General features: G+C 67.2%; 21 protein-coding genes and 1 riboswitch. Of the genes, 17 read left to right on the top strand and 4 right to left on the bottom strand.

Going from position 1 to position 23,081, the window contains the following annotated elements; translation table 11 throughout:
- Window positions 1-99: 99 nt before the first annotated feature.
- The 12 genes from hutC to V9L21_RS13440 all read left to right on the top strand — a co-directional run bounded on the left by hutC (window position 100) and on the right by V9L21_RS13440 (window position 12,592).
- Entirely contained in the window at window positions 100-837 is a 738-nt protein-coding gene (gene hutC, locus V9L21_RS13385) for a histidine utilization repressor (protein ID WP_337312555.1), read from the top strand.
- Window positions 838-896: 59 nt separating this feature from the next.
- The gene (gene hutH / locus V9L21_RS13390; protein WP_337312557.1) at window positions 897-2,450 is read left to right on the top strand and encodes a histidine ammonia-lyase; all 1,554 of its coding nucleotides are present in this window, start codon (window positions 897-899) and stop codon (window positions 2,448-2,450) included.
- Window positions 2,451-2,476: 26 nt separating this feature from the next.
- Entirely contained in the window at window positions 2,477-4,195 is a 1,719-nt protein-coding gene (gene hutU, locus V9L21_RS13395) for a urocanate hydratase (RefSeq protein ID WP_337312559.1), read from the top strand.
- 141 nt (window positions 4,196-4,336) lie between these two features.
- Entirely contained in the window at window positions 4,337-5,068 is a 732-nt protein-coding gene (locus V9L21_RS13400; protein ID WP_337312561.1) for an IclR family transcriptional regulator, read from the top strand.
- A 56-nt stretch (window positions 5,069-5,124) separates the two neighbouring features.
- Window positions 5,125-5,877 carry a transporter substrate-binding domain-containing protein gene (locus V9L21_RS13405; protein WP_157611260.1) on the top strand — a complete coding sequence of 251 codons (753 nt, stop codon included), beginning with the start codon at window positions 5,125-5,127 and terminating at the stop codon, window positions 5,875-5,877.
- Window positions 5,878-5,889: 12 nt separating this feature from the next.
- Window positions 5,890-6,558, top strand: a complete 669-nt coding sequence (locus V9L21_RS13410; protein WP_337312564.1) for an amino acid ABC transporter permease — start codon at window positions 5,890-5,892, stop codon at window positions 6,556-6,558.
- Window positions 6,555-7,124 (top strand): HutD/Ves family protein, encoded by a 570-nt coding sequence (locus V9L21_RS13415; RefSeq protein ID WP_337312566.1) that lies wholly within the window; start codon window positions 6,555-6,557, stop codon window positions 7,122-7,124. The genes V9L21_RS13410 and V9L21_RS13415 overlap by 4 nt, the downstream gene beginning before the upstream one ends.
- Window positions 7,125-7,148: 24 nt before the next feature.
- Entirely contained in the window at window positions 7,149-8,399 is a 1,251-nt protein-coding gene (gene hutI, locus V9L21_RS13420) for an imidazolonepropionase (protein WP_337312569.1), read from the top strand.
- Window positions 8,396-9,781 (top strand): formimidoylglutamate deiminase, encoded by a 1,386-nt coding sequence (locus V9L21_RS13425; protein WP_337312571.1) that lies wholly within the window; start codon window positions 8,396-8,398, stop codon window positions 9,779-9,781. Before hutI ends, V9L21_RS13425 begins: the two co-directional genes overlap by 4 nt.
- A 5-nt stretch (window positions 9,782-9,786) precedes the next feature.
- Window positions 9,787-10,602, top strand: coding sequence for an N-formylglutamate deformylase (hutG, locus tag V9L21_RS13430; RefSeq protein ID WP_337312573.1), 816 nt, complete (start codon window positions 9,787-9,789; stop codon window positions 10,600-10,602).
- 48 nt (window positions 10,603-10,650) lie between these two features.
- Window positions 10,651-11,700: a homocysteine S-methyltransferase family protein gene (locus tag V9L21_RS13435; RefSeq protein ID WP_281149082.1), complete on the top strand. Its 1,050-nt coding sequence runs from the start codon at window positions 10,651-10,653 to the stop codon at window positions 11,698-11,700.
- Between the two features lie 85 nt (window positions 11,701-11,785).
- Window positions 11,786-12,592 (top strand): SH3 domain-containing protein, encoded by an 807-nt coding sequence (locus tag V9L21_RS13440; RefSeq protein WP_337312575.1) that lies wholly within the window; start codon window positions 11,786-11,788, stop codon window positions 12,590-12,592.
- 4 nt (window positions 12,593-12,596) lie between these two features.
- Here the strand turns inward: V9L21_RS13440 and V9L21_RS13445 are convergent, their stop codons facing one another.
- A complete protein-coding gene (locus V9L21_RS13445; RefSeq protein ID WP_337312577.1) occupies window positions 12,597-13,514 on the bottom strand; it encodes a LysR family transcriptional regulator in 918 nt (305 codons plus the stop codon).
- 105 nt (window positions 13,515-13,619) lie between these two features.
- Here V9L21_RS13445 and V9L21_RS13450 point away from each other — a divergent pair, with 105 nt between their 5' ends.
- The 5 genes from V9L21_RS13450 (at window position 13,620) to V9L21_RS13470 (ending at window position 20,231) form a co-directional block, all read left to right on the top strand.
- Window positions 13,620-14,075, top strand: coding sequence for a PACE efflux transporter (locus V9L21_RS13450; protein WP_337312579.1), 456 nt, complete (start codon window positions 13,620-13,622; stop codon window positions 14,073-14,075).
- Between the two features lie 48 nt (window positions 14,076-14,123).
- A riboswitch (S-adenosyl-L-homocysteine riboswitch) is annotated at window positions 14,124-14,229 on the top strand.
- A gap of 60 nt (window positions 14,230-14,289) precedes the next feature.
- Window positions 14,290-17,004, top strand: a complete 2,715-nt coding sequence (gene metH, locus V9L21_RS13455; protein WP_443304866.1) for a methionine synthase — start codon at window positions 14,290-14,292, stop codon at window positions 17,002-17,004.
- A 52-nt stretch (window positions 17,005-17,056) separates the two neighbouring features.
- Window positions 17,057-18,874 (top strand): ArnT family glycosyltransferase, encoded by a 1,818-nt coding sequence (locus V9L21_RS13460; RefSeq protein ID WP_443304868.1) that lies wholly within the window; start codon window positions 17,057-17,059, stop codon window positions 18,872-18,874.
- The gene (locus tag V9L21_RS13465; protein WP_337312585.1) at window positions 18,871-19,845 is read left to right on the top strand and encodes a glycosyltransferase family 2 protein; all 975 of its coding nucleotides are present in this window, start codon (window positions 18,871-18,873) and stop codon (window positions 19,843-19,845) included. Before V9L21_RS13460 ends, V9L21_RS13465 begins: the two co-directional genes overlap by 4 nt.
- Complete coding sequence (locus V9L21_RS13470) at window positions 19,842-20,231, top strand: GtrA family protein (RefSeq protein ID WP_337312587.1); 390 nt, start codon at window positions 19,842-19,844, stop codon at window positions 20,229-20,231. The genes V9L21_RS13465 and V9L21_RS13470 overlap by 4 nt, the downstream gene beginning before the upstream one ends.
- 128 nt (window positions 20,232-20,359) lie before the next feature.
- Here the strand turns inward: V9L21_RS13470 and V9L21_RS13475 are convergent, their stop codons facing one another.
- Genes V9L21_RS13475 through V9L21_RS13485 form a run of 3 tightly spaced genes read right to left on the bottom strand, consistent with a single transcriptional unit; the run spans window position 20,360 to window position 23,065 of the window.
- The gene (locus V9L21_RS13475; RefSeq protein WP_337312589.1) at window positions 20,360-21,559 is read right to left on the bottom strand and encodes an amidohydrolase family protein; all 1,200 of its coding nucleotides are present in this window, start codon (window positions 21,557-21,559) and stop codon (window positions 20,360-20,362) included.
- Window positions 21,514-22,272, bottom strand: coding sequence for a TetR family transcriptional regulator (locus tag V9L21_RS13480; RefSeq protein ID WP_337298696.1), 759 nt, complete (start codon window positions 22,270-22,272; stop codon window positions 21,514-21,516). Before V9L21_RS13480 ends, V9L21_RS13475 begins: the two co-directional genes overlap by 46 nt.
- A gap of 19 nt (window positions 22,273-22,291) precedes the next feature.
- Window positions 22,292-23,065 (bottom strand): ferredoxin--NADP reductase, encoded by a 774-nt coding sequence (locus V9L21_RS13485; protein WP_258503341.1) that lies wholly within the window; start codon window positions 23,063-23,065, stop codon window positions 22,292-22,294.
- Between the last annotated feature and the right edge of the window lie 16 nt (window positions 23,066-23,081).

The raw sequence follows: 23,081 nt of genomic DNA on the forward strand, positions 1-23,081 counted from the left end.
GCGAAATAAAGGAGGAGCCGAAGGCGGGGGACATTCGCGGAGGGGAGTACCCGGTGGCCTGTGCACACGCCCTGAACAGCGGCGCGTAGGAACGCTGACATGAAGCGCGACCTCCCCTCCCTCGCGCTCTATGCGCAAGTCAAGGATCACATCTCCCGCAAGATCCAGGACGGCACCTGGCCCGCCGGCCACCGCCTGCCCTCCGAAAGCGAATTGGTTGCGCAGTTCGGCATTTCCCGCATGACCGTGAACCGCGCGTTGCGCGAGTTGATGGAACAGGGCCGCATCGTGCGCATGGCCGGTGTTGGCAGCTTCGTCGCCGAGAACAAGCCCCAGTCCACGTTGCTGCAGATCGCTAACATTGCCAGCGAAATCCGCCAGCGCGGCCATGACTACCGCTGCGAGATGCTTGCAGTCGAACGCATTGCCGCTTCGCCCGACGTGGCGGCCTGGCTCGACATGCGCGCAGGCACCTCGGTGTTCCACAGTGTTTGCCTGCACCTGGAGAACGACACCCCGGTGCAGCTCGAAGAACGGTACGTCAATCCGCAGGTCGTGCCCGATTACCTCGAGCAGGACTTTGCCGCCGTTGCCCCCAGCGAATATTTGGTGCGCAACGTGCCCTTCGACCAGATCGAACACGTCGTCGATGCCGTGCTGCCCACCGCCGAGCAGGCGAGCCGCCTCGTGATGGAACCCACCGACCCCTGCCTGCTGCTCACGCGCCGCACATGGACGCGCAACACGCCCGTCACCTGGGTGCGGTGCCTTCATCCCGCTTCGCGCTACAGCCTCGGCAGCCGATTCAAAGCCGACGGCAACCCGTCGTTCGGCTGATTTTTTTGTCGCGGAAACCGTAGGTCTTCTCTCGCAACCACTTGTATAGACAGGTTCATATGCCAACAAACAATCACGCTCCCGCCACCCTGACTCTCACGCCCGGCAAGGTGGACCTCGCCATGCTGCGCCGCATCCAGGCCGGCGGCGTGCGGCTGGCGCTCGACCCGTCGGTGCAGGACGGCATGGCGCGCGCCGAAGCGGCGGTGCGCCACATCGTCGACAACGACCAAGTGGTCTACGGCATCAACACCGGCTTCGGCAAGCTCGCGAGCACGCGCATCGGCAACGACCACCTGGCCGACTTGCAGCGCAACCTCGTGCTCTCGCACAGCGTGGGCACGGGTGAGCCGCTGGCTGCGCCGGTGGTGCGCATGGTGCTGGCCACCAAGGCGGTGAGCCTGGCGCGCGGCCACTCGGGGGTGCGGCCCGCGCTGGTCGATGCCTTGCTGGCGCTGTTCAATGCAGGCGTCATGCCGCGCATTCCGTGCAAGGGCTCGGTTGGCGCATCGGGCGACCTCGCGCCGCTCGCGCACATGGCTTGCGTGCTCATCGGCGAGGGCGAGGCAACCACTGCCGACGGCACCGTCGTCAGCGGTGCCGAGGCCATGCGCCTCGTCGGCCTGGAGCCCTTCGTGCTCGGCCCCAAGGAAGGCTTGGCGCTGCTCAACGGCACGCAGGTGTCGACCGCCCTCGCGCTCGCCGGGCTGTTCGGCGCCGAAGACGTGTTCGCCTCGGCGCTGATGTCGGGTGCGCTCTCGCTCGAGGCTATCCAGGGTTCGATCAAGCCCTTCGATGCGCGCATTCACGCAGCGCGCGGCCAGCCGGGGCAAATTGCGGTGGCGGGCGCGGTGCGCACGCTGCTCGAGGGCAGCGAGATCGTGCCGTCGCACGCAGCGTGCGGCCGCGTGCAAGACCCGTACTCGGTGCGCTGCATTCCGCAGGTCATGGGCGCCTGCCTCGACAACCTCGCGCATGCTGCGCGCGTGCTGGTGATCGAGGCCAATGCCGCGTCGGACAACCCGCTGGTCTTTACCGACACAGGCGAAGTGATTTCGGGCGGCAACTTCCACGCCGAGCCGGTGGCCTTTGCGGCCGACATCATCGCGCTGGCCGTGAGCGAGGTCGGCGCCATTTCCGAGCGGCGCATCGCTCTCTTGCTCGACACCGGAATTTCGGGCCTGCCGCCGTTCCTGGTGCGCGACGGCGGCCTGAACTCGGGCTTCATGATTGCGCAGGTCACGGCGGCCGCGCTCGCTTCGGAGAACAAGTCGCTCGCGCATCCCGCCAGCGTCGACAGCCTGCCCACTTCGGCCAACCAGGAAGACCATGTGTCCATGGCCACCTTCGCGGCACGGCGCCTCGGCGACATGGTCAACAACACCGCAGTCGTGGTCGGCATCGAAGCCATGGCCGCAGCGCAAGGCATCGAACTCAACCGAAACCTCAAGAGCTCGCCCCTGGTCGAAACCGAATTCGCCAACATCCGCCAGAAGGTCGCTTTTCTTGAAACCGACCGCTACCTCGCGCCCGACATCGAAGCCATGCGCCAGTGGGCACTGAAGGCCGAGTTGCCCGCCGCGCTTTTGAACATCCTGCCCAGCCACGCCTGAACACACCGATCAAGGAGAACCTCGCCATGAACGCACCCGAAAAGCTCCCGCTGCAAAACACCGACCCGCGCCATGACCCCACGCGGGTGATCCGCGCGCCGCGCGGCAGCGAACTGAACTGCAAGAGCTGGCTCACCGAGGCCCCGTTTCGCATGCTGCAGAACAACCTCGACGCAGAGGTGGCCGAACGTCCGCAAGATCTCGTGGTGTACGGCGGTATCGGCCGCGCCGCGCGCAACTGGGCCTGCTACGACCAGATCCTCGCTTCGCTGAAGGAGCTGAACGACGACGAGACGCTGCTCATTCAATCGGGCAAGCCGGTCGGCGTGTTCAAGACGCACGAGAACGCGCCGCGCGTGCTGCTCGCCAATTCGAACCTCGTACCCAAGTGGGCCAACTGGGAGCACTTCAACGAGCTCGATCGCCAGGGCCTCTTCATGTACGGCCAGATGACCGCGGGCAGCTGGATCTACATCGGCAGCCAGGGCATCGTGCAAGGCACCTTCGAAACCTTTGTCGAAGCCGGCCGTCAGCACTACAACAACAGCCTTGCGGGCAAGTGGATTCTCACGGCCGGCCTCGGCGGCATGGGCGGCGCGCAGCCGCTCGCAGCCACGCTGGCGGGTGCGGTGTCGCTCAACATCGAGTGCCAGCAGACCAGCATCGACTTTCGCCTGCGCACGCGCTACGTCGACAAGCAGGCGCGCGACATCGACCATGCGCTCGAACTCATCAAGCAGCATTGCGATGCGAAGGAAGCCGTGTCGATCGCGCTGCTCGGCAACGCGGCCGACGTATTGCCCGAGCTGGTGAAGCGTGCGAAGGCCGGCGGCATCAAGCCCGACCTCGTGACCGACCAGACCTCGGCGCACGACCTCATCAACGGCTACCTGCCTTCGGGCTGGAGCGTGCCGCAATGGCAGGCCGCGATGAAGGACGCCTCGCAGCACGACGCGCTCAAGAAGGCCGCCGCCAAATCGTGCGCCGTGCACGTGCAGGCCATGCTCGACTTCCAGGCCATGGGCATTCCCACGGTCGACTACGGCAACAACATCCGCCAGGTCGCTTTCGACGAAGGCGTGAAAAACGCGTTCGACTTTCCGGGCTTCGTGCCGGCCTACATCCGTCCGCTGTTCTGCGAAGGCAAGGGCCCGTTCCGCTGGGTGGCGCTGTCGGGCGACCCTGAAGACATCTACAAGACCGACGCCAAGATCAAGGAGCTGTTCCCCGAGAACACCCACACGCACCGCTGGCTCGACATGGCGCGCGAGCGCATCGCCTTCCAGGGCCTGCCGGCGCGCATCTGCTGGCTCGGCTTGGGCGAGCGCCACATCGCCGGCCTGGCCTTCAACGAGATGGTGAAGAACGGCGAGCTCAAGGCGCCCATCGTCATCGGCCGCGACCACCTGGACACCGGCTCCGTGGCCAGCCCCAACCGCGAGACCGAAGCAATGAAGGACGGCACCGATGCGGTGAGCGACTGGCCGCTGCTCAACGCGCTGCTCAACACCGCGGGCGGCGCCACCTGGGTCAGCCTGCACCACGGCGGCGGCGTGGGCATGGGCTACTCGCAGCACTCGGGCGTGGTCATCGTGTGCGACGGCACCGATGCGGCCGCCAAGCGCATCGAGCGCGTGCTGTGGAACGATCCGGCCACCGGCGTCATGCGCCATGCCGATGCGGGCTACGACATTGCGGTGGCCACCGCGAAGAAGCAGGGCCTCAAGTTGCCGATGGTGCGCTGACCCGGAGTGAAGCAGTAAGACGAAGGTAGAAAGAAAAAACGCGCCGATTCCCACTCAGTGGGAATCAAGGCTTGGACGTGGGAACGGCGGACAAGATACTGCACGCCGCACCCACTTTTCGACCTCTCGCGACCGCTCCCGATGACGCCGCCCGAAGCTTCTGCCCACAACGACCGAGCCCTGCTGGTGCTGTCGGTGCTGGCGCAGAGCAAGGCGGCCATGTCGGCCGCCGAGCTGATGCAGGCCACCGGCCTGTCGCAGAGCACGCTGTACCGGCAGATCGCCACGCTGCGGCGCTGGGGCTTCGTCATGGAGGCCGAAGGGCGCTACTCGCCGGGGCCGGTGAGCGTGCAGCTTGCGACCGGCTTCGACGGCAACTCCGACCTCGTGTTGGCGGCGCGCGCCGACATGCGCGCGCTCGCGCAGCAGAGCCGCGAAAGCGTGGCGCTGATCACGGCCGTGAACGACCGCGTGGTGTGCCTGGAGATGATCGACAGCGAACAGTCGCTGCGCTGTTCGTTCGACCGCGGCCGCAGCGTGCCGGCGCGCGACGGCGCCAGCGCCAAGTGCCTGCTGGCCCACATGCCGACCGACCAGCGCGATGCACTGCTCGACGCATTCGGCGAAAGCCCCGAGCGCCGCGCACAGCGTGCCGCAGAGCTCGATGCGATTCGCGAAGCCGGCCATGCCGTGACGCATGGCGAGGTCGATGCCGGCGTGTGGGGCGCGAGCGCACCGGTGCTTGCATCGGGCCGGCGCCTGCGGGGCGCGATCACGCTCATGGCCCCGCTCACGCGTGTCGAGGGCATGGAAGCTGCATTGCTGCACATGACCGTTGTCACGGCGGCACGCATTTCACGCGCGCTGCAGTAGTCGGCCACGCTGCACGAAATTTTTCTTTCTTTCTTTCAACTCACGGAAGCCTTCACATGAACACCCGCCGCACCCTCATTGCCGCCGCACTCTCCAGCCTTGCCTTCTTCGGCTTTGCCGCCACCGCGCAAGCGCAGGGCGAGCCGCTGCGCGTGGCCACCGATGCCACCTTTCCGCCGATGGAGTTCGTCGAGAACGGCAAGCGCACGGGCTTCGACGTGGAGTTGGTCGAAGCGATCGGCAAGACGCTGGGCCGCAAGATCGAATGGATCGACATCGACTTCAAGGGCCTGGTGCCGGGCCTCATCTCCAAGCGCTTCGACATGGCCGTGTCGGCCATCTACATCACCGACGAGCGCAAGAAGGTCGTCGACTTCACGGTGCCCTACTACGCGGGCGGCCTGGTGGTGATGGTGAAGGACGGCAACACCGCCATCAAGACCCCGGCCGACATCAACGGCAAGAAGGTCAGCGTGCAGGTTGGCACCAAGTCGGTCTCCTACACCAAGGAAAAGTATCCGCAGGTGCAGTTGATGGAAGTCGAGAAGAACCAGGAGATGTTCAACCTGGTGGACATCGGCCGCGCCGATGCGGCCGTGACCGGCAAGCCCGCCGCCTACCAGTACGTGCGCACGCGCGGCGGCCTGAAGGTGCTGCCCGAGCAGATCACCACCGAGGAATACGGCATGGCCATCCGCAAGGACACGCCCGAGCTCACCAAGGCCGTGAACGGCGCCATCGAGAAGCTCAAGGCTGATGGCACCTATGCGCAAATCGTCGCGAAGTGGTTCAACGCCAGCGCGAAGTAACCCGGTCGGCTCATGGATCTCGATTTCTCGCCGGTCTGGCAAGGCTGGCCCGACCTGCTGCGCGGTGCGCTCGTCACGGTAGAAATTACCGCCTGCGCGCTTGCTCTCGGCTGCGTGCTGGGCCTCGTGGTCGGCATCGGGCGGCTCAACCCGAAGCGGCGTTGGCTCTACGGCCTATGCACGGCCTATGTGGCGGCGATTCGCGGCACGCCGCTGCTGGTGCAGCTGTTCATCTTGTTCTTCGGTCTGCCGCATTTCGGCATCCTGCTGCCGGCCTTCCTGTGCGGCGTGCTGGGGCTGGGCGTGTACTCGGGCGCGTATGTGTCGGAGATCGTGCGCGGCGCCATCCAGTCGATCGACAAGGGCCAGACCATGGCGGCCCAGTCGCTGGGCATGACACCCGCCACGGCGATGCGCGAGATCGTGCTGCCGCAGGCCGTGGTGCGCATGATCCCGCCGCTGGGCAACGAGTTCATCGCGCTCATCAAGAACTCGGCACTGGTGTCGCTGCTCACCATTCACGACGTGATGCATGAAGGGCAGAAGATCATCAGCGTGTCCTACCGCTCGCTGGAGGTGTACCTTGCCATCGCGCTCGTGTACTTCGTGCTCACGGGCACGATGACGCTGGTTCTCAGGCACTTCGAGCAGAAGCTGCGGCAAGGCGGGCTGATGCGATGAACGTGGTTCGCTTTTCCCGCACCGAGCTCCCGGCCAAACCCTGGAAGAACGGCGGCGGCACCACGCAGGAAATCGTCAGCTGGCCCGAGGGCGCGGGACTCGACGACTTCAGCTGGCGCGCGAGCATCGCGACCATCGCGGCGCCGGGGCCGTTCTCGGTGTTCGAAGGCGTCGACCGCAGCATCATGCTGCTCGAAGGCGACGGCGTGCGGCTGTTCACGCCCGACGGGCGAACGGACCACCGGCTCGACGCACCGCACCGGCCGTTCACTTTCAGCGGCGACGAGGCGATCGATTGCGCGCTGCTCGGCGGTGCGTCGAACGACTTCAACATCATGGCGCGGCGCGGCCGGTGGCGCGCCGAAGTGCAGGTGCTTGCCGAGCCCTCGGTGGTGGAGCCCGCGCCGCACGGCGTGCTGCTTGCGCTGCGCGGCACATGGCGTCTGAACGGCGAGGCGCGCGCCGAGGGCGAGGGCGTGTACTGGGCCGAAGACGCGCAGGCATGGCAAGCCGTGCCGGAGGAAGAAGGCGCGCGGCTGGCGGCGGTTCGCATCGTGCCGGCGTAAGCTCTGGAATACCGAAAGAGACCCATGACATCCGCAACCTCGTTCCCCTCGGCCGATGGCCTCTGGACTGGCCTTCGCCTGGCGCCCGATGCGGCGCCGGGCATAGTGCCCGAAGCGGCTGCTGATGCCGCCATCGCGGTGGCAGGGGGCAAGGTCCGCTGGGTAGGCGCACGCCAGGCGCTGCCCGCCGAATTTGCCGGCCTTGCACCGCACGACGGCGGCGGCGCGCTCGTCACGCCGGGGCTGGTCGATTGCCACACCCACCTGGTCTACGGCGGCCAGCGTGCCAACGAGTTCGCGATGCGGCTCGCAGGGGCCAGCTACGAAGAAGTGGCCAAGGCGGGCGGCGGCATCGTCTCGTCGGTGCGTGCCACGCGCGAAGCCGATGAAGACACGCTCTTCGCGCAAGCCGCGCCCCGGCTCGAGCAATTGCTGGCCGACGGCGTCTGCGCCATCGAAATCAAGTCGGGCTACGGCCTTTCGCTCGAGCACGAGCGCAAGCAACTGCGTGTGGCGCGGCGCCTTGGCGAGGCCTACGGCGTAACCGTGCGCACCACCTTTCTCGGCGCGCATGCGCTGCCGCCCGAATACGCAGGCCGCAGCGGCGACTACATCGACCTTGTCTGCAGCCAGATGCTGCCCGCGCTCGCGGCCGGAGGGCTGGTCGATGCGGTGGACGTGTTCTGCGAACGCATCGCGTTTTCGCTGGCCGAAACCGAGCAGGTCTTCAAGGCCGCCCAAGCGCTGGGCCTGCCGGTCAAGCTGCACGCAGAGCAGCTCTCCGACATGGGCGGCGCGGCGCTCGCTGCACGCTACGGTGCGCTTTCGTGCGACCACATCGAGCACCTGTCGGCCGAGGGCATCGAAGCCATGCGCCGGTCGGGCACCGTGGCCGTGCTGCTGCCCGGCGCCTACTACACGCTGCGCGACACGCACCTGCCGCCCATCGAGGCGCTACGCGCCGCCGGCGTGCCGATGGCCGTGTCGACCGACCACAACCCCGGCACATCGCCCGCGCTGAGCTTGCTGTTGATGATGAACATGGCATGCACGCTGTTCCGCCTGACCGTGCCCGAGGCGCTGGCCGGCGTTACGGTGCACGCGGCGCGTGCGCTGGGCCTGCAGGACACGCACGGCGCCATCGCCGCAGGCATGCCCGCCAACTTCGTGCTGTGGAACGTGCGCGAAGCGGCCGAGCTGGCCTACTGGTTCGGCCAGCGCCCGGTGCGCACCGTGGTTCGGCAGGGCCGCATTGCCGTGGGAGCCGCCGCATGACGCGCACGCTGTTTGCAGCCGACGCATTGCTGCCCGATGGTTGGGCCAGCAACGTGCTCTTGACGTGGAACGATGCCGGCCAGCTCACGCAGGTGCGGTCCGCAGCTCAGCCGACAGCCGGCGCGCAGGTAGCAAACGGCCCCGTGATCCCCGGCATGCCCAACCTGCATTCGCACGCCTTCCAGCGCGCCTTTGCGGGCCTCACCGAACACCGCGCAGAGCAGCACGACAGCTTTTGGAGCTGGCGCACGCTGATGTACCGCTTTGCCGCGCGTCTCGGGCCGCAGCACATGGAAGCCATTGCCACCTGGCTCTATGCCGAAATGCTCGAGGCCGGCTACACCAGCGTGTGCGAGTTTCAATACGTGCACCACGATGCCGACGGCCGCCCTTATGCGGACGATGCGACGCTGAGCCTCGCGCTGCTGCGCGCCGCGCAAAAGGTGGGCATCGGCTTCACGCTGCTGCCGGTGCTCTACCAGACCAGCGGCTTCGGCGGCCTGCCGCCCAACGAAGGGCAGCGCCGTTTCATCCGCTCGACCGATTCGATGCTGCGCCTGCTCGAGGCGCTCAAGCCCGTGTGCGATGCACAGGGCGCGCGGCTGGGCCTTGCGCCGCACTCGCTGCGCGCCGTGCCCCCCGATGCCCTGCGTGAAGCCGTGACGGGCCTCGAAGCCATCGACTCCGCCGCGCCGATCCACATCCACATTGCCGAGCAGACCAAGGAAGTCGACGATTGCATGGCCTGGAGCGGCCAACGCCCGGTGGCCTGGCTGCTCGACCATGCGCCGGTCGATGCGCGCTGGTGCCTCGTGCATGCCACGCACATGGACATGGCCGAATACGAGCGTGGCGCAAAGAGCGGCGCGGTGGCGGGCTTGTGCCCCACCACCGAAGCCAACCTCGGCGACGGCATCTTCGACTTTTCAGCATGGCGCCACCACGGCGGCGCCTGGGGCGTGGGCTCCGACAGCCATGCCACCGTGAACGCGGCCGAAGAGCTGCTGATGCTCGAATACAGCCAGCGCCTGGGCAAGAGGCAGCGCAACGTCGGCGCGAGCACGGCGCAGCCGCACGTGGCCACCGCGCTCACGCTCGAAGCGGTGCGCGGCGGCGCGCAGGCCGCGGGCCGGCCCATCGGCGGGCTGGCGGTCGGGCAGCAAGCCGATTTCGTCGTGCTCGACGCCGCGCAGCTCGCGCTGCAGGGCTTGCCAGCGCCCGACATGCTGTCGTCGCACGTCTTTGCCAGCCACCGCACTTCGGCCATCGACACCGTGTGGGTGGCGGGCCGGCCGCGCGTGCAGGCGGGCCGCCACGCATTGCACAACGAGGCCGCCGCCGCATTCGTCGCCGCGCGCGGCCAGCTTCTTCTGGAAAATTGAGCCCCATGAGTTTCACCACCACAGAACCCGCATTCCGCTTTCGCCAGGGCACGCGTCCCTTGCTCATCTCCATGCCGCACGTCGGCACCTACGTGCCGCCCGCGCTGGCCGCCCGCTTTACCGAAGAGGCGCGCCATGTGCCCGACACCGACTGGCACCTCGAGCGGCTCTACGACTTTGCCGACGAACTCGGCGCCTCGGTGCTCGTTGCCACGCACTCGCGCTACGTGATCGACCTGAACCGTCCGCCGGACGGCGCAAGCCTGTACCCGGGCCAGAGCGTCACCGGCCTGTGCCCCGTCGACACCTTCGACGACACGCCCGTCTACGCATCCAGCGACGATCTGCCTGGCGACGAAGAAGTCGCCGCTCGGCGCGAAGCGGTCTGGCGCCCGTACCACCAGCAACTGCAGGCCGAGCTCGACCGCCTGAAGGCCGCACACGGCACCATCGCGCTGTGGGACGCCCATTCGATCCGCTCGGTGCTGCCGCGCTTCTTCGAAGGCAAGCTGCCCGACCTGAACCTGGGCACCGGCAACGGCACGAGCTGCGACCCGGCGCTGGCGGCCACGCTGCTCAGCATCGCCGAATCGGCCACCGGCTACACCGGCGTGCTCAACGGCCGCTTCAAGGGCGGCCACATCACACGCCAGTACGGCAACCCGGCCGCCGGGGTGCACGCGGTGCAGCTGGAAATGACGCAGTCGAGCTACATGCAGGAGAAGCTGCCCTTCGACTACCTGCCTGAGGTGGCGGCGGGCGTGCAGCCGCATGTGCGGCGGATGATCGAGGCGGTGCTGGCATTCGTCGAAAGCCGCTAAAGCACTGACGGCCGCGAGGGGCAGCCCCGCTTCCTACAATCGGGACCTATGAAGCCCGTCATCTACACCCGCGGCCAGGCACTCGCCGGCATCCTCGAAAAGCGCATCGCCATCCTCGACGGCGCCATGGGCACGATGATCCAGCGCTTCAAGCTCACCGAAGAGCAGTACCGCGGCGAGCGCTTCAAGGACTTCGAACGCGACGTGAAGGGCAACAACGAGCTGCTCTCGCTGACCCGGCCCGACGTGATCCGCGACATCCACGAGGGCTACCTTGCGGCGGGCGCCGACCTCATCGAGACCAACACCTTCGGCGCGACGACCATCGCGCAGGAGGACTACAAGATGGCGCACCTGGCGCGCGAGATGAACCTCGAATCCGCCAAGCTCGCGCGCGCAGCCTGCGACAAGTTCAGCACGCCCGACAAGCCCCGCTTCGTGGCCGGCGCCCTGGGCCCGACGCCCAAGACGGCGAGCATCAGCCCCGACGTGAACGACCCGGGTGCGCGCAATGTCGACTTCGAGCAACTGCGCGCGGCCTACTACGAGCAGACCGAGGCGCTGGTCGAGGGCGGCGCCGACGTGATCCTGGTCGAAACAATTTTCGACACGCTCAACGCCAAGGCCGCGCTGTTCGCGGTGGACGAGTATTTCGACAACAGCGGCCAGCGCCTGCCGCTCATCATCAGCGGCACCGTGACCGACGCCTCGGGCCGCATCCTGAGCGGCCAGACCGTGACCGCCTTCTGGCACAGCGTGCGCCATGCGCAGCCGCTGGCCGTGGGGCTGAACTGCGCGCTGGGCGCGGCGCTGATGCGCCCCTACATCCAGGAACTGGCCAAGGTGGCGGGCGACACCTTCATCAGCTGCTACCCGAACGCGGGCCTGCCCAACCCGATGAGCGAAACCGGCTTCGACGAGACGCCGGACGTCACCTCGCGGCTGCTGCACGAGTTTGCGGCCGAAGGGCTGGTGAACATCGTCGGCGGCTGCTGCGGCACCACGCCGGACCACATCGCGGCGATCGGCCAGGCCGTGGCGCCTGTGCCCGGAAGGCTGTTGAACAACAACGCCGGCTTCTACCGCGAAGCGGCCTGACCAGGCCCACAGGGCGTTCGCGCCCCCGGCTGATTGACGGCATCCGGGCCGCCGCCTAGGCTGGCGGCGCAAAGGAAGCCTATTCATGAACTACACATTTCCCACGCGCTGGGTCGGCATCGGCGCGCTTGCCTTGGCGCTGCCCTTGGCGGCCTCGGCGCAGCAGGCCTTCACGCGCGGCACCGTCAACATGCGCGCGGGCCCCTCAGGCGACTACCCGCTGGTGGCACGCCTCGCGCCGGGCCAGCCGCTCGACGTGATGGGTTGTACCGGCGGCTATAGCTGGTGCGACGTGGTGCTGCCCGACGGCGGGCGCGGCTGGGTCTGGGCGCGCAGCCTCGACTACGCCTACCAGGAGCAGCGCGTGCCGCTCTCGACCTACGCGGCGGTGATCGGCGTGCCGGTCGTGACCTTCGTGATCGGCAACTACTGGTCCAACTACTACCGCGACCGGCCCTGGTACGGCGAGCGGCGCTGGTGGGGCAGCCGGCCGCCGCCTCCGCCGATGCCCGGCTGGCGTCCGCCGCCGCCCGTGCGGCCGGCCTGGCAACCCAAGCCGTGGCCAGGCCCGGGTTTCAAGCCCGCGCCGGGGCCGGGCGTTCGCCCGCAGCATGCACAGGGGCAACGCCCACCGCAGCCCAGGCCGGACTTCCGTCCGCCTTCGGACCCCGGTTTCAAGCCGCCCCGGCCGCAGCCGGCCTTCCGGCCCGGACCGCCGCCCGGCCAGCCGCAAATGCACCCCGGAGGCGGCGGCGGGGGCGGACGCCACGGCCGTGGTGACGGGGGCGGTGGTGGCGGAGGGGGCGGTCGCCACGGAGGCGACGGCGGCGGCAAGGGTGGAGGCCACGGCGGAGGCGGTGGCAAGGGCGGCGGACACGGTCACCGCGACTAGCTAGCTAGCCCGCGGACGGAATCCCCGCCGCGGCCTGCCGGTCGCGCGCAATCAGCGCCACGAAGCGCTGCGCGCCCAGCCCCAGCGGCCGCTCGCGCGACCACACCACGTCGACCCACAGGTCGAGCCCGTTGCTCAGGTTTTCAAAAGGAATCTCGACCAGCGCACCGGCGGCCACGTGGGGCTTGGCAAAGTTGCGCGGCAGCCAGCCCCAGCCCAGCCCCGCGGTGATCAGGCTGAGAGCGGCCAGCGCGTTGTCGGTGCGCCAGACATGGCGCGCGAACACGAAGCGTGGGTCGCTGGTCGCCAGGTCGCGCCCGGCCACCACGATCTGCCGGGTGTTGGTGAGGTGTTCTTCGCGCAGGCGCTCACCGGCCGCCGCAAGCAGCACGGGATGGTGCGGCGCCATCACGGCCACCATGGTGTCGCTGCCCACTTCCTGGAAACCCTCCCGGCCGTCGAGGCTGGGGCGCTCGAACACCAGCGCCAGCTGGGCGCGCCCGCTGTGCAGCAGCGCCAGCGCGTCGGCCTGCGGAGCAGCCAGCACCTCGACCTGCAGCAGCGGATATTCCTCGGCCAGCGCAGCCAGCGGCGCACTCCATGGCGCGGCCAGCAACTCCGGCGCAATGGCCAGCGTGAGGCGGTTTTCGAGCCCCTGCGTGAGCGCCAGGGCCTGCACCTGCAGCTGCTTCAACTGGGCCGCCAAGAGCCGCGCTTGCGGCTCCAGCGAGCGGGCCGCCGCGGTCGGCTGCGGCTCGCGGCCGCTGCGGTCGAAGAGCGGCAGCGCGAGCTCGGCCTCCAGGTTGGCAATGGCCATGCTCACGGCCGAGGGCACCTTGTGCAGCGCGCGCGCCGCCGCCGAAAAAGAGCCGTGGTCGATGACGGACAGGAAGACTTCCACGGTGTCGCTGGAAAAGGCCATTCAGCCGCTCCGATCTATCAATTAAATTGAAATAACTTAACTTTTTATATCAGCACGAGGCAAATAAAGTCCAGCCATCACCTTCATTTGCCAGAGGAAACGTTCATGCAGGGGTTTCAGCGCCGTGTTGTCTACATCACTCTCTACGAGGGAATCGCCATCGTGGCCGCCAGTGCCGGCCTGGCGTTGATGACGGATGCCGGGTTGGGCCATTCCGGCGTGCTGGCGGTGGCGGCCTCGGTCATCGCGGTGATCTGGAACCTGGTTTTCAACGCCCTGTTCGAGCGCTGGGAGTCGCGCCAGGCGGTGCGCGGGCGCAGCGTGCGCCGGCGCATTGCGCATGCCATCGGCTTCGAGGGCGGGCTGATTGCTTTCCTGGTGCCGCTCTTTGCCTGGGGCCTGGGCGTGTCGCTCTGGCAGGCGCTGGTCATGGACTTGGGGCTGGTGGTGTTCTTCCTGGTCTACACCTTCGTCTTCAATTGGGCCTTTGACCGGGTGTTCGGCTTGCCGGCCTCGGCTGCGCCCATCGGCACCGCCGCCACGGCCGGGCAGGGGGCCTGAACATCCCCCACGGCCGCGGCCCTTGCCGCAGCCGGTAAAATTGCGCTCCCTTCCAAGGAGCGTTGCAGCGGCGGCCCCAGTCAACCGGCCCGCCGTCAGGCTTGGAAGGCGCCCCGTTGGCCGGGGCGCAAGCCGCAAACGACGCTCACCTGACGTTTTTTCCTGCACAGGTGAGCCCCCCATGAGCGATGTTCCCGCGCCCTCCGTTCCCCCGATGAAGCTGTCCGGCCTCGAACCGGTGGCCATCGATTCCGGGTCGCTGTTCGTCAACATCGGCGAGCGCACCAACGTCACCGGCTCCAAGGCTTTCGCGCGGATGATCCTGAACGGCCAGTTCGAAGACGCCCTGGCCGTTGCACGCCAGCAGGTCGAGAACGGCGCCCAGGTGATCGACATCAACATGGACGAGGCCATGCTCGACAGCAAGGCCGCGATGGTCCGCTTCTTGAACCTGATTGCGAGCGAGCCCGACATTGCGCGCGTGCCGGTGATGGTCGACAGCTCCAAGTGGGAAGTGATCGAGGCCGGCCTGCGCTGCATCCAGGGCAAGGGCATCGTCAACTCCATCTCCATGAAGGAGGGGGTCGACAAGTTCAAGCAAGAGGCCAAGCTGGTGAAGCGCTACGGCGCCGCCGCGGTGGTGATGGCCTTCGACGAGAAGGGCCAGGCCGACACCTACGAGCGCAAGATCGAGATCTGCGAACGGGCCTACCGCATCCTGGTGGACGAGGTGGGCTTTCCGCCCGAGGACATCATCTTCGACCCCAACATTTTCGCGATTGCCACCGGCATCGAGGAGCACGACAACTACGCGGTCGACTTCATCAACGCGGTGCGCTGGATCAAGGCCAACCTGCCGGGTGCCAAGGTGTCGGGCGGCGTGAGCAACGTGAGCTTCAGCTTCCGCGGGAACGACCCGGTGCGCGAAGCGATTCACACGGTGTTCCTGTACCACGCCATCAAGGCGGGCATGGACATGGGCATCGTCAACGCCGGCATGGTGGGCGTGTACGACGACCTGGAGCCGACCCTGCGCGAGCGCGTGGAAGACGTGGTGCTGAACCGCCGTCCCGATGCGGGAGAGCGACTGGTCGAAGTGGCCGAGACCGCCAAGAGCGGCGCCAAGGACGACAGCAAGAAGCTCGAGTGGCGCGGCACGCCGGAGAACCCGGTGCACGTGAACCAGCGCCTGTCGCACGCCATGGTGCACGGCATCACCGACTTCATCGTCGAAGACACCGAAGAGGCCTACCAGCAGATCCTTGCCAAGGGCGGGCGCCCGCTGCACGTGATCGAAGGGCCGCTCATGGACGGCATGAACATCGTGGGCGACCTGTTCGGCCAGGGCAAGATGTTCCTGCCGCAGGTGGTGAAGTCGGCGCGCGTGATGAAGTCGGCCGTGGCCCACCTCATTCCCTACATCGAGGAAGAAAAGCGCCAGGACGAGGCCGCGGGCCGCGACGTGCGTACCAAGGGCAAGATCATCATCGCCACCGTGAAGGGCGACGTGCACGACATCGGCAAGAACATCGTCACCGTCGTGCTCCAGTGCAACAACTTCGAGGTGGTGAACATGGGCGTGATGGTCCCGTGCCACGAAATTCTGGCCAAGGCGAAGGTCGAGGGCGCGGACATCGTCGGCCTCTCGGGCCTCATCACGCCGAGCCTGGAAGAAATGCAGTACGTGGCCGGCGAGATGCAGAAGGACGACCACTTCCGCATCAAGAAGATTCCGCTGCTCATCGGCGGCGCCACCACCAGCCGCGTGCACACGGCCGTCAAGATTGCGCCGCACTACGAAGGCCCGGTGGTCTACGTGCCCGATGCCTCGCGCAGCGTGAGCGTGGCGCAGAGCCTCTTGAGCGACCAGGCCACCGCGTACATCGACGAGATCAACGCCGACTACGAGAAGGTGCGCACGCAGCACGCCAACAAGAAGCAGGTGCCGATGTGGCCGCTGGCCAAGGCGCGCGCCAACAAGACGCCCGTCGACTGGACCCACTACACGCCGCCCGTGCCCAAGTTCATCGGCCGCCGCGTGTTCAAGAACTTCGACCTCACCGAGCTCGCGAAGTACATCGACTGGGGCCCCTTCTTCCAGACCTGGGACCTGGCCGGCCCATTTCCCGCCATCCTGAAAGACGAGATCGTGGGCACCGAAGCCGTGCGCGTGTACGCCGACGGCCAGCGCATGCTCAAGCGCCTGATCGAGGGCCGCTGGCTCAGCGCAAGTGGCGTGGTCGGCTTCTGGCCCGCCAACACGGTGAACGACGACGACATCGAGCTCTACACCGACGAGACGCGCAGCGAAGTTGCCATGACCTGGTACGGCATGCGCCAGCAGACCGAGAAGCAGGTGATCGACGGCGTCACCCGGCCGAGCCGCTGCCTCGCCGACTTCGTCGCGCCCAAAGAGACCGGCCTGAAGGACTACGTGGGCGTGTTCGCGGTGACCGCGGGCCTGGGTGTCGAAAAGAAAGAAAAGTATTTCATCGACGACCTCGACGACTACTCCGCCATCATGCTGAAGGCGCTGGCCGACCGGCTGGCCGAGGCCTTTGCCGAGTCGCTGCACCACCGCGTGCGCACCGACCTGTGGGGCTACGCGCCCGACGAGGGCCTGAGCAACGAAGACATGATCGCGGAGAAATACCGCGGCATTCGCCCCGCGCCCGGCTACCCGGCCTGCCCCGACCACAGCGTGAAGCGCCCGATGTTCGACCTTCTGAACTGCGCGGACATTGGCATGACCCTGACGGAAAGCCTCGCTATGATGCCCGCCGCCAGCGTCAGTGGTTTCTACCTGAGCCACCCCGACTCGACGTACTTCAACGTCGGCAAGATCGGGCACGACCAGCTGCAGGACCAGGCCGCGCGGCGCAAGGAAAGCGAATCCGATCTCGAGCGCCTGCTGGCGCCGAACCTTTGAACCTGCCGGCCGGCATGGCCGACCGGCGCCGGGAGTTGTTATTCAGAAGTTGATATTTGCTGCCGCGCACTACGCGGCGCTGGCCGTCTTTGTCGTCGGCTGCTGGGGTTTCGGGCGCGCAGTGCTGGCGCGCCTTGCGCCGCCGCCGCGCCGGGACGCCTGGCTCGAAGCCTCGATGTCCGCGGCACTGGGCGTGGGCATCTTCATCTGCGGCTTCCAGGCACTGGCCATCTTCGGTGCCTTCAAGGTGGGCGCCACCGTCGCGCTGATTGCCGCCGGCGTGTTGGCGGCTGCGTTGCAGCTGCGGCCCTGGCTGCGCGAAGTGCGCACGCTTCGGGCCGGCACCGCACCTGCCGCGCCGTGGACCCGCGCCGACAAGATCGCCGCGATGGCATTGGCGCTGGTGGCGCTGCCCGCGCTGGTCGCGCCGCTCGCACCGCCCGTCGCCTTCGACGAGCTGATGTACCACCTGCCCTATGCGCGGCAGGTGGCGGAGCAGGGCGTATTGGGCATCCACGAGTGGCTGCGCTACCCCTGGTTTCCGTACAACTACAACCTGCTTTATGCCGCCGCGCTGCAGGTGGGCGACGACGTGCTGCCGCACTTCCTCAATGCGCTGGCCGGCGCGCTGTCGGTGGTGATGGTCTTCCGCCTTGGCATGCAGCATGCCAACCGGCTCACCGCCTGCATCGGCGCGGCCATCTGGCTCGGCATTGGCGACTATTCGAACGCGCTCATCGACATGGGGGTGGCGCTCTTCGTACTGAGCGCGTGCGTGGCGCTGTGGTGGTGGCGCGAATCGCAGCCGGTGCAAGGCGGCATGCGGTGGCTCGGCGTGGCGGCGTTCTGCCTTGGCGTGGCCGCGGGCTCCAAGTACCAGGCGCTCACCTTTCTGCCGCTGGTGGCGCTGTTCGTCGTGTGGCACGAGCGCCGGCCCAAGGCCTGGGCGCTGGCGCTGCTTTGCTTTCTGATTCCGTGCGTGTACTGGTATGCGCGCAACGCCATCATGACCGGCGACCCGTTCAACCCGATCGGGGCGCGCGTGTTCGGCTTTACCGACTGGATTCCGGCCGACTACGTGCAGCAATTGGCCGACGTGCGCGACCATGCCGCGCGGCCCAACGTGCTGATCTGGTCGGTGGTGCTGCTGCCCTTCAGCGCCATGTGGAAACGCTCCGCTGCGGTGCGTGCCGCGGGCTGGTTCTGCTTTTATTCAATAGCGGTGTGGCTGGTGACCTCGCGCTATCCGCGCTATCTCACGGCGTCGTTTCCGTTGCTCGCGTTCACGGCGGCGATCGGCTGGCAGGTGCTGTTCGGCTGGATCGCCACGGGTTTGCGCCGCCTCTTCGGCCCCAAGTCCGGGCAAATCGCGAACCCCATCGTCAACCCCGTCGAGGGGGCTCTTTCCGGCCGCGCGGGCCTTGTCGGCGACTGGGTGGCCGTGCTGCTGCTGGCCGTGCTGGCCGCAGTGTCGGTGAGCCAGACCGCGCGCAAGGTCGCGATGATCTCGCCCACACAGGAGCAGCGCGAGGCCTTCCTGCGCCAGAACGTGCCGGGCTATGCGGTCATGGACTACCTGCGCCGCACCGCCACCGGCCGCGTCTACCAGATCAACTTGAACGAGGCGATCTACTACGGCCCCAATCCGATCTGGGGCGATACCCTCGGGCCGTGGCGCTACACCGACTTCGGCCGCCTGTCGGGCAAGGACCTGGCGGGCAAGCTCGGCGGCCTCGGCTTCGTGGCTGTCGTTCTTCCGAATTCGGTGGTGCCGGTGTTCAGCGGCAGAACCGACTTCGACAAATATTTCACCCTGCAGTACGAGAAAGACGGCAGCCGGGTCTACCGTATTCTTCCTCCCGCACCATGACCGATCTCGACCAACCCGCGGCAGCCCGCGCACCGATGCGCATCGCGGCGGTGATCCCCTGCTACAACGAGGCGCTGTCCATCGCGCAGGTGGTCGCGCAATTCAAGGCGGCGCTGCCCGATGCCGAGATCCACGTCTTCGACAACAACTCGACCGACGACACCGCCGCCATCGCGCGTGCGAGCGGCGCATTCGTGACGCACGTGGCCGCGCCGGGCAAGGGCAACGTGGTGCGGCGCATGTTTGCCGATGTCGAGGCCGACGTGTACGTGACCGTCGACGGAGACGCCACCTACGACGTGGCCAGCGCGCCCCGGCTTGTGAATGCGCTGGTGGCAGGCAACCTCGACATGGTGGTGGGCTGCCGCGTGGACGACGGGCAGAACGCGCTCACCTACCGCGCCGGCCACCGCTTCGGCAACCGGCTGCTCACAGGCGCCGTGGCGCAGCTCTTCGGCGGCGGCCTGACCGACATGCTCTCGGGCTACCGCGTGTTCTCGCGCCGCTACGCCAAGTCGTTTCCGGCGCTCTCGCACGGCTTCGAGATCGAGACCGAGCTCACGGTGCACGCGCTGGAGCTGCGCATGCCCTATGCCGAGCTCGACACCGCCTACAGCACGCGGCCCGAAGGCTCGCACAGCAAGCTCTCGACCTACCGCGACGGCTGGCGCATCCTGAAGACCATCTGCAAGCTGTTCATCAGCGAGCGGCCGCTGCAGTTCTTCTCGATCATTGCGGCGTTGCTGGCGGCGGGCGCCATCGCGCTGGCTTTTCCGCTGCTGCTCACCTACATGCACACCGGCCTGGTGCCTCGGCTCCCCACGGCGGTGCTGGCCACCGGCGCCATGCTGGCCGCGATGCTGTCGATGGTCTGCGGCGTGGTGATGCACGCCATCCGGCTCGGCCGCCGCGAGGCCAAGCGCCTGCGCTACCTTGCCACACCGGGCGTGCGCCACCGCGCACCCAAATGAAGCTCGGCCGGGAGTTCCTGTCGTTCGCCGTGATGGGGGCGATCGGCTTCGTGGTCGACGTGAGCGTGCTGTACCTTGCGGCGCCGCTGCTGGGTTGGTACGGGGCGCGGGTGCTGTCGTTTCTTGCCGCAGCCACTGCCACGTGGGCGCTGAACCGCCGCTATACCTTCAGCGGGCGGAACGCCGGTGCCTCAGTGCTGCGCGAGTATCTCGGCTACCTGGTTACGATGCTGGGCGGCGCGGTCGTCAACTATGGGGCGTATGTGCTGGTGCTGCATTGGGTCAGCGGGCCCTGGGCGCCGGCGGCCGGCGTGGCACTGGGGAGTTGCGCGGGGCTGGTGGTGAACTTTCTGTCCGCGCGCTATCTGGTGTTTCGCGCGAAGTAGCAATATTGCTCCCTCCCCCTCTGGGGGAGGGCTGGGGTGGGGGCACGCGGCGCATCCATCGGGCGCTCTGCCCGCCCCCATCCCGACCTTCCCCCAGAGGGGGAAGGAGAAAGAGAAGCGCTGGCCTCTCAGTGCGCGCCTGAGACGACGACCGGAATCTCGGTCGCCGGCGGCGTATTGCGGCTGCGGCCGCAGCGCACGATGCCGTCGATCATCACCATGCCCACGCCCGGAATGTCGCCGAGCTGCACGCTCTCCAGCAGGCCCGGCGCGGGCGAATGCTGCGCGCGGTCCATGAAGACGAAGTCGGCATCGCGGCCCCCTTCGATCAGCCCGCAGTTCAGCTTGCGGATGCGCGCCGTGTTGCCGGTGGCAAAGCAGAACACCAGCTCGGCCGGAATGTTGGCAATGGACGAGAGCATGGCCACCATGCGCAAGATGCCCAGCGGCTGCACGCCCGAGCCAGCCGGCCCGTCGGTGCCCAGGATCACGCGGTGCGGGCACTTGAGCTCGAGCGCCGCCTTGGCCGCCGCAATGGCCACCTTCTCGTTGCCGTTGTGCACGATCTCGATGGCGCGCGAGCTCTTCTCGCACAGCTCGCACACATGCGCCTCAGGCAAAGAAGTGTGGCCGCCGTTGATGTGGCCGATGATGTCGGCGTCGGCCTCGAGCACCACGTCCTTGTCGATCAGGCCCGAGCCTGGAATGGACGGACCGCCCGTGTGAATGGTGCTCTGGATGCCGTACTTGCGTGCCCAGGCCACCATCTCCTTGGCCTCGTAGCCCGCCTTCACCGAGCCCAGTCCCACTTCGCCGAGCAGGCCCACGCCCGCTTCGGCAAGCTCCTTGAAGTCGCTCTCGACCATGCCCTTTTCGATGACCGGCGCGCCGGCCAGCACCTTCACGCCGCCGGGGCGGAAGTTGTCGAACGCGCGCTGCGCCGTAATGGCCAGCGCCTTCAGGCCCACGATGTCTTTCGGGCGGCCGGGCAGGTGCACCTCGCCGGCCGAGATCATGGTGGTCACGCCGCCGTTCATGGTGGAGTCGATCCAGCCGATCTGCCCCTGGCGCGGGGTCCAGTCGCCGAACACCGGGTGCACGTGGCTGTCGATCAGGCCGGGCGCCACGCAGGTCTTCTTCGCGTCGATGACGGTCTTCGCGCCTTCGAGGTCGCAGTCTTTTTCCTTGCCTACCGCAACGATCAGGCCGTCGTTCACCACGATGGTGTCCGCGTCGAGGATGGGCTTGTCGATGTCGCCCGAGAGCAAGAGTCCGATGTTCTTTATGACGACTTTGCCCGACTTGCCGCCGGCTGCGATTTCTGCCATTTCGTGTGGTCCTGGTCGTGGGGTGGGATGTTGTTGTCTTGCGCCTCGTCCGCGCGCACGGTGCGCAGCAGGGTCTCGATCACGAAGTCTTCCCAATGCGTGATCGCCTCGGCCGATTCGAGCGGCTCGCCGAGGAACGCAGTGAGCGTGTGCCGGTTGGAGGTGTAGAAGTAGCCCGTGGATGCAATCAGCAGGTAGATGTCGCGCGCAATCAGGTCTTTGCGGAACAGCCCCTGCGCGGCGCCGCTGGCCAGTATCTCGGCAATGATTGCCACCGCCCGCGACGAGTATTCGCGCGCCCTGAGAGACTTGGAAATGTGCCGGCCCTTGTGCAGGTTCTCGGTGTTCAGGAGCGTGACGAACTCGGGGTTCTTGCGGTAGTAGCCCAGCACGAAGCGGATGACTTCGGTAAGCGCCTCCACCGGCCGCGACGCATCGAGCGCAATCGCGGCCTCGGCGTCGTCCATGCGCTGGTAGATGCCTTCGAGCACCGCAATGAAGAGGCCTTCCTTGCTGCCGAAGTAGTAGTAGATCATCCGGTCGTACGACTTGGCGGCCTTCGAGATCTTCTCGACGCTGCCGCCGTCGTAGCCGTACTTGGCGAACACCTTGGTCGCCGCCTTCAGGATGCTGTCGCGCGTGGCCTGCGCCGCCGCCTCGCGCACGCCGGTGCGGCGCTGGGGCTTGGTGCTGGCGGAGCGGCTGTCGGCCATCGTGCGCGTGGGGCTTGGCTTATTTTTCAGCGAACGCGCGTTCGACCACGAAGTCGCCCGGCGTGCTCGTGTTGCCTTCCTTGAAGCCGCGTGCCTCGAGGATGTGCTTCAGGTCGACCAGCAGGCCGGGGCTGCCGCACAGCATCACGCGGTCTTCCGCGGGGTTGATGGGAGGCAGGCCGAGGTCGTCGGTGAGCTTGTTGCTCGAAATCAGGTCGGTGATGCGGCCCTGGTTGCGGAACTCCTCGCGCGTGACCGTGGGGTAGTAGAGCAGCTGCTTCTCGACCATTTCGCCGAGGAACTCGTGCTTGGGCAGGTGGTCGGTCACGAGGTCGTGATAGGCCAGTTCGTCGACCTGGCGCACGCCGTGCACCAGGATGACCTGCTCGAACTTCTCGTAGGTGTCCGGGTCGCGGATGATGCTCATGAACGGTGCGAGGCCCGTGCCCGTGCCGAACAGGTACAGGCGCTTGCCCGGCAGCGTGTAGTCGATCAGCAGCGTGCCGGTGGGCTTGCGGCCCACGATGATGGTGTCGCCCACCTGGATGTGCTGCAGCTTCGAGGTGAGCGGGCCTTCTTCCACCTTGATGCTCAGGAACTCGAGATGCTCCTCGTAGTTCGGGCTCACGATGCTGTACGCGCGCAGCAGGGGCTTGTTGTTCACCTTCAGGCCGATCATCGTGAAATGGCCGTTCGAGAAACGCAGCGCCGGGTCGCGCGTGGTGGTGAAGGTGAACAGGCGGTCGGTCCAGTGGTGGACGCTCAGGACGCGTTCTTCGCTGAATGCACTCATACGGAACTCAAGAGTT

Origin of the sequence: Variovorax sp. CCNWLW235, from assembly GCF_037204085.1 — a bacterium.
In the GTDB taxonomy this organism is placed as follows: Bacteria; Pseudomonadota; Gammaproteobacteria; order Burkholderiales; family Burkholderiaceae_C; genus Variovorax.